At 61.0% G+C, this 6,940-nt stretch carries 5 protein-coding genes; 3 read left to right on the top strand and 2 right to left on the bottom strand.

Annotated elements, in window-relative coordinates; all coding sequences use genetic code 11:
• Positions 1 to 188 precede the first annotated feature (188 nt).
• The 3 genes from ACKVY0_RS19205 to ACKVY0_RS19215 all read left to right on the top strand — a co-directional run bounded on the left by ACKVY0_RS19205 (position 189) and on the right by ACKVY0_RS19215 (position 3,150).
• Positions 189 to 344 (top strand): hypothetical protein, encoded by a 156-nt coding sequence (locus ACKVY0_RS19205; RefSeq protein ID WP_409216454.1) that lies wholly within the window; start codon positions 189 to 191, stop codon positions 342 to 344.
• A 227-nt stretch (positions 345 to 571) separates the two neighbouring features.
• Positions 572 to 1,837 (top strand): DUF1501 domain-containing protein, encoded by a 1,266-nt coding sequence (locus ACKVY0_RS19210; protein WP_409216455.1) that lies wholly within the window; start codon positions 572 to 574, stop codon positions 1,835 to 1,837.
• 113 nt (positions 1,838 to 1,950) lie between these two features.
• Positions 1,951 to 3,150 (top strand): DUF1080 domain-containing protein, encoded by a 1,200-nt coding sequence (locus tag ACKVY0_RS19215; protein WP_409216456.1) that lies wholly within the window; start codon positions 1,951 to 1,953, stop codon positions 3,148 to 3,150.
• Between the two features lie 54 nt (positions 3,151 to 3,204).
• On the opposite strand, the gene ACKVY0_RS19220 is transcribed toward ACKVY0_RS19215, so the two are convergent.
• The gene (locus ACKVY0_RS19220; protein WP_409216457.1) at positions 3,205 to 4,512 is read right to left on the bottom strand and encodes a PQQ-binding-like beta-propeller repeat protein; all 1,308 of its coding nucleotides are present in this window, start codon (positions 4,510 to 4,512) and stop codon (positions 3,205 to 3,207) included.
• A gap of 132 nt (positions 4,513 to 4,644) precedes the next feature.
• Entirely contained in the window at positions 4,645 to 6,324 is a 1,680-nt protein-coding gene (locus ACKVY0_RS19225; RefSeq protein WP_409216458.1) for a ribulokinase, read from the bottom strand.
• Between the last annotated feature and the right edge of the window lie 616 nt (positions 6,325 to 6,940).

Genomic DNA, 6,940 nt, shown 5'->3' on the forward strand with positions numbered 1-6,940 from the left:
TTCTACTTTGGTATATTCTGAAGTTTGAAGTATCCAACGTTGGTAAATGCGGTTAAACAGGAGCGGGATGGTTCCTGTTGGGTTGTTGCGATTGGCGCAGCGCAAAGACATACCAGCCTTCTAAAAATGACCCTGCGTCCAAATTTCTTTTTGCCGTCGCAGAACGTTTCGCCGCCTATTGCAACAGTGTGACCGCCTTCTTTCGCACGGCTACCGGCAACGCTTCCGAGCATGCGCGTGTTTATCTCCACGGTTTGATGCAAGCTCGGCATCGGGCCAAGAACATGGAACGCATGGAGGAAGCCGTTGCCGGAGCTGACTATGAGGGCTTGCAGAACTTCTAACTAAACATGCGGCCTGGAGCGCTGCGCATGGCGCTGATGCGCCTGCTGCTTGACTACCACGAAGCGCTGCGGCACGAGATCCAGCAAACCGTGGATGACAAAGAAATGGCCCGAGAGGAATTGCAGGCGCAGGCGGTTTTATTCGGGAGGCAATGCCCCCCACGAAAGTGAGGTGCCCGCAGAAGTGAAAATCAGCCTCTTGATGCGTTTGTATGGCAATGAATCCCATGAACCGCCGCTCCTTCCTCACTCAAGCCGCCGCTTTCGGCACCGCGCCTCTTTTCGCGAACAACACGCCCGTCCACACGCCGAAGGGCAAGGCGGAACATTGCATCTTCATCTGGCTCGGCGGCGGCATGGCGCAGATCGACACGTTTGACCCGAAGAAGCTCGGTGATAACAAGAGCAAGCAGAAGATCGCCGGCTCCATGTACAAGGCCATCGACACCAGCGTGCCGGGTGTGCAGTTGACCGAGCATCTGAGCCGCACGGCGAAGGTGATGGAGCATGTCACGGTGATGCGCACGGTGAATCATGCGGTGATCGATGAACATGCCTTTGCCACGAACATCGTGCATACCGGACGCATGATTTCCGGCAATGTGGTGTATCCGAGCATCGGCTCAATCATCGCGCATGAGCGTGGCGCGGCGAATCCTGAGGTGCCGCCATATATTTTGATCGGTTACCCGAATGTGAGCCGTGGGCCGGGCTTTCTCGGCGCGAAGTCGGGCTACGTTTATCTCACCGACACCAACACCGGCCCGTCAGGTTTCACGCGGCCTGATTTTGTCGATGCTGACCGTGCCAGCACGCGTGCGAAGCTGCTGCAGCCGCTGATGGAGCGCGCGCCGAAGGATTCAGCCATCGCCGACTACCAGACGGCTCAAGCCCAAGCCTTGAAGCTCTCCGGGCCGCAGTTCATGAAGCATTTCAATCTCAAGCAGGAGTCGGCAGACCTGCGCAACGACTACGGCGGTGAGTTCGGCCAGCGTTGCTTGCTCGCGCGTCGTTTGGTGCAAGCAGGCGTGCGTTTCATCGAGGTCTCGCACAACCTCAACTTCATGAACGGCACCGGCTGGGACATTCACAACGAAGGCAGCGCCAATCAGCACCTGCTCATCCAGGAACTCGACACCGCGCTCGCCGCGCTCATTCGCGATTTGAAGACACAGAAGCTCCTCGACAAGACGCTCATCGTCGTCGGCACCGAGTTCGGTCGCCCGCCGGAATTCGACGGTCGCGGCGGACGCGGCCACCAGGGCACCACGTTCTCGATGGTGCTCGCCGGTGGCGGCTTGAAGCACTGCGGCGCGTATGGTGTCAGCGATGAACTCGCGAAGAAGCCCGTCGAGAACCCTGTGCCTCTCGTCGATTTCCACGCCACTATCCATGCCGCGATGGGCATCGATCCCGCGAAGGAACTCATGGACGCATCGCGTCCGGTGCCGATCACGGATGGTGGCAAAGCGGTGGCAGCGTTGTTTGGCTGATCAAGCAAAACGGTCAAGCAGTCAAGACTCGTCAAGAAGGTCAAGACGGGCCCCTTGACCACCTTGACACTTTGACTGCGAAGCCTTGACTTCCATCAACGTATCCTTGCGGCATGAAATCCACTCCGCTTCTCTGCGTTCTCGCTCTTTCCACCACGTTCCCCTTCCTCCACGCCGCCGATGACGAAGGCTTCGTGCCCATGTTCAATGGCAAGGACCTCAGCGGCTGGGTAAACGCCAACTGCGCCCCCGAAACCTGGAGCATCAAAGACGGCGTCGTGAGCTGCACCGGCATCCCCACCGGAGCCATGCGCACCGCGAAGCAATACGAGAACTTCATCATGGAGTGCGAGTGGCGACACCTCACCAGCGGCGGCAATTCCGGCGTCTTCATTTGGGGCAGCCCCATCTCCGCGCCCGGCGTGCCTTTCCTGCGCGGCATCGAGGTCCAAGTGCTCGACCACGGCTACATGAAAAAAGCCGACCCCACCAAGCCGCGCTGGTTCACCACGCATGGCGATGTCTTCCCCATCCACGGTGCCACCATGGAGCCGCACGGCGACCACAGCGGCCAGCGCAGCTTCCCCAGCGAGGAACGCAGCAAACCCTCGCCCGAATGGAACCACTACCGCATCACCGGCAACAACGGCACCCTCACCCTCGCAGTGAACGGCAAGGTCGTCAGCGGCGGCGACAAGTGCTTCTGGCGCAAAGGCTACCTCGCCCTCGAATCCGAAGGCGCACCCGTCGAGTTCCGCAACGTCCGCATCAAAGAACTCCCCTCCACCGGTGCCACCGCCGCCGACACCGCCCCGCTCGACCAAGGCTGGAAACATCTCTACAACGGCCTCGACCTTCGCGGCTGGAAAGTGCCCACTGGCACCGAATCCAAATGGAAAGCCTCCAACTGGAACCTCAAACTCGACTCCACTGGCGGCCAAGAAGGCCCCGCACTCTGGAGCGACGCCGAACTCGCCAACGGCGAGTTCATCGCCGACTTCCAACTCTCCAAATCCGCCGACCTCACCAAAGCCTGCACCGGTTTTTGTGTTCGTGGCGACCAGAATCCCGCCGTCCTCATCGGCAGCGGCAAAGCCCCCATCGTCTTCGGCCCCGACCAAGTGAAACTCGGCAAATGGTATCGCCTCCGTCTCAAACTCGATGGGCAAAAGGCCACCGCCACCCTCACCGAAACTCAGGACGCCAATCCGCAAGTCCTCGAAGCTACACTTGAGGGCCACCCCAAAGGCCCCGTCGGTATCGCTGACTTCGGTACGCCCGTGACTTTCGCGAATTTCTTCATTCACGAGTAATGAAGATGGAGAACGGGCCGGACTAAACCCGTCATTGAGCGCTTGCCCACTGATTCACCGCGCCGCCGTCTTCGCGCTGCGTTTGCCAAGGCAGATGAGGCTCTTGTCGCCGCGGATGAAGATCTGGCCTTCGCTCAAAGCCGGTGAGGCGAAGACTTTTTCGCCGAGTTCGCTTTCGGCGAGGGTTTCATAGGTCTTGCCAGGCTTCACGGTGCGGAGCGTGCCGGTGTCGTTGATGAAATAAACGTGGCCTTCGGCGCTGGTGAGGGAGGCGTGGTGCTCGCGCAGGCGCTCCTCCCACAAGATGTCGCCGGTCTTGGCGTCGAAGCAGTGGCCGATGCCGGAGTCGGAGACGATGAGGAAGTGCCCGCCCTCGATGATGGGCGATGGCACATAGCTCACGCCTTTGTTCGTGCGCCAGACGATGTGGGTGTTGGTGACGTTGCCGCTGCCATCGGGCTTGATGGCGAGGAGATGATGCTCGGGGAAACCGCCGGTCATGTAGAGCAAACCGGTTTGATCGCTGAAGACGAGCGAGGCCACAAACTGCTCGGTGGGCCCGTCGATGATCCACAGCAGCTTGCCGGTGCGTGGATCGTAGCTGGTGACGCACATCGTGCCGCTGAGCACCATCTGCGTGCGACCACCGATGTCGCGAATGAGCGGCACGCAGTAGCTGCGCGTGTGGTTCGGCCGCTCAATGCGCCACAGCTCTTTGCCGTCGGTTTTGGCGAGAGCGACGATGTAGCCATCGCCATCGTGGTCGCAGTTCACGATGACCTTGTCTTCAAACACGACAGGGCTGGAGCAAAAGCCGTGCTTGCTGGAGAACAGCCCCGGGCGCACCTGCCAGAGCTGTTTGCCGCTGAAATCGTGCGCGGAGATGATGACCGTGCCCTTTGGCACCTCGCCTTTCGGAATCTCACGGCCTTCATTCGCTTTTCGCGTAGCATCGGTGGGCGTGTTGTCGAGGAAGGCGGTGAAGATGCTCTGTCCATCCGTGGCAGGCGTGCTGGAAGCCTGGCTGTTCAGGCGGTGGATGCTTTCGATGGGTGCTTTGACCACGTTCGACTGCCACAGCAGTCTTCCCGACGCACGCTCGAGACAAACCAGCACGCGCTGCTCCGTTTCCGCCACCGCAGCGACGATGAAGATGCGATCCTGCCACACAATCGGCGACGCATGCCCGCTGCCGGGCAGCTCAGCCCTCCACGTCACGTTGCCTTCAGTCGAAATCGGAAAGCCCGTGTCTTGAGAGGTGCCGTCGAGTCGCGGCCCACGCCACTGCGGCCAGTTTTCAGCGAGGAGCAGCGAAGGGCTGAGAGCGAAGAGCAGAGAAAGGAGGACGCGAGGGGAGATCATAGAGTGAAGCAGAACGATGGGAGGCAGGCGGAGCTTGCGAGAGTTGGAGCGCGAGTGTGTCGAAGACCACTCGCCACTTTGGTGGTGGGCGAAGGCGGCAGGAAAGCATGGCGAGTAGAATACTCGCGCTCCTCAGCTCTGCCGCGCCCGGATGTCGAGCAACTGCTTCATCACATGGCTAAGCTTGCCGTTCCAGTCGGCGGTGCCAAAGGCGTCATGCACGTCGCGATACAGCGCATACAGCTCACGGTACACCGCCACGTTTTCGGGAATCGGGTGATACACCTTCTCGCGGATGGCGGTGACTTTGGACTGGAGTTCCTGCCAGGTGCCCGCTCCGGCTGCAACAGCACCGAAGATCGCGGCACCGAGGGCGCAGGTCTGCTCGCTCTGGCTGACTTTCATGGGCTTGCCGATGATGTCGGCGTAGATCTGCATGAGCGTGGCATTCTTGATGGAAAGACCGCCGGTGTTGATGACCTCCTCGATCTTCACGCCGTATTCCTCGACGCGCTTGATGATCGTCAGCGCCCCGAACGCGGTGGCTTCGATATAGGCGCGGTAGATTTCGTGCGCCTCAGTATGCAGCGTCTGGCCGAGCAGCAGGCCGGTGAGACGGACATCGACGAGGATGGTGCGGTTGCCGTTGTTCCAATCGAGCGCGAGCAGACCCGTCGCGCCGGGCTTCTTGCCCGCCATGGCCTGCTCCATGTTCACGAACTTCTCGCCGACACTCGCGCCATAGCTGTCAGGCACGAGGTGATTGACGAACCACAGAAAGATGTCGCCCACGGCGCTCTGACCGGCCTCAATGCCGTAGTAGCCGGGCAGCACACTGCCATTCACGATGCCGCACACGCCGGGGACATCCGCCAGCGACTTGCTGGTGGGCGCAATCATCAGATCACAGGTGCTGGTGCCGAGAATCTTCACGAGTGTGCCCTCCTTGATGCCAGCGCCGACCGCGCCGGTGTGCGCATCGAAAGCACCGACACAGATCGCGGTGCCTTCCTTCAATCCGAGACGCTTCGCCCACTCAGCGCAGAGACCACCAGCCTTCGTGTCGGCGGTGTGGGCCTCGGAATAGAGCCGATCACGCAAATCAGCGAGCGCGGGATCGAGCTTGGCGAGGAATTCCTTGTCCGGCAGGCCGCCCCATTCAGCGCTGAACATCGCCTTGTGACCAGCGGCACACACGCTGCGCTTCAGCGTGAGCGGATCGGTGTTGCCGGTCAAAACGGCGGGAATCCAGTCGCAGTGCTCGACGAAGCTGAACGCGGCCTCAAAGACCTTCGCGTCCACACGGCGGAGGCGCAGAATCTTGCTCCAGAACCACTCGCTGGAATAAATGCCGCCGCATTTGGCGATGATGTTCGGCCGCATCTCATGACCGAGCTTGGTGATCTCCGCAGCCTCGGCATGGCCGGTGTGGTCTTTCCACAGCCAGACCATCGCGTTGAGATTGTCTTTGAGTTCAGGCAGCAAACCGAGCGGCGTGCCGTCGCGATTCACCGGGATGGGCGTACTGCCCGTGGTGTCGATGCCGATGCCGACGACCTGCGCGGCATCGAAGCCTGGCACCTTGGCCCGCGCCTGCTCGAAAGCGCCACGCGTGACGCTTTCGAGGCCATCGAGGTAATCCTGCGGATTCTGCCGCGCCACATGCGGGTCACGCGCATCGAGCAGGATGCCCATCTCGCCGCTGGGGTAGTTAAAAACGGTCGAGCCTACCTCCGCGCCGTTGTCGAGGTCGATGAGGAGAGAGCGGCAGGAATTCGTGCCGTAGTCGATGCCGAGGGAGTAGCGCTTCATGCAGGTGGATGGGGTGGAGTGCGAGAGATGCACCACGCCCCCCACGCGGCCAAGAGTTTTCAGATGGCCCGGCTTTGAAAACGCGAGGCATCGCTTGCCAAAGGCAACCCACAGGCCAGCACCGATGCCACACACAAATCGGATTCATCTGCGGCTTTCCTGAATCTGCGGCAAATCTGTCAAGCAGTTGCCTGACCCCGTTTCCCCTGGGTCGGCGGAACCATGTGCCGTATGGTCCGCAGGTCGCGCTCTGCAAGAGCGCAGGAACGGCTGCGGCAGCTCTCCTGCGCTCTTTCAGAGCGCCATGACCTTGAGCTGGATGGCTCCACGTTTTCCCAGGGCTTTCGCCCTGGGCTGGAATCCTGCGGCCCTTCAGGCCGATGCGCGCACATCCACCCGGCGACATCCCACCTGCGAGGGGCACTGGCTGCTGTGGCTTTCTGACACGCGGCAGCGTCCTGGAGTGCGGTGGCAGAGAGGCAAGGGCATGGCCCTTGCCTCGGCGACACCGCTTTCGCCGGAGGTGGGGATGCTCGTATGAGGATAGACTCCCGTCAGCGGCGCATGAGCGGTGTTTCTGCTCCGGCGGAGCTTTGGTGGTCTTCGGGGTCTTATG

Source organism: Prosthecobacter sp. (assembly GCF_046154365.1).
Taxonomy (GTDB): domain Bacteria; phylum Verrucomicrobiota; class Verrucomicrobiia; order Verrucomicrobiales; family Verrucomicrobiaceae; genus Prosthecobacter.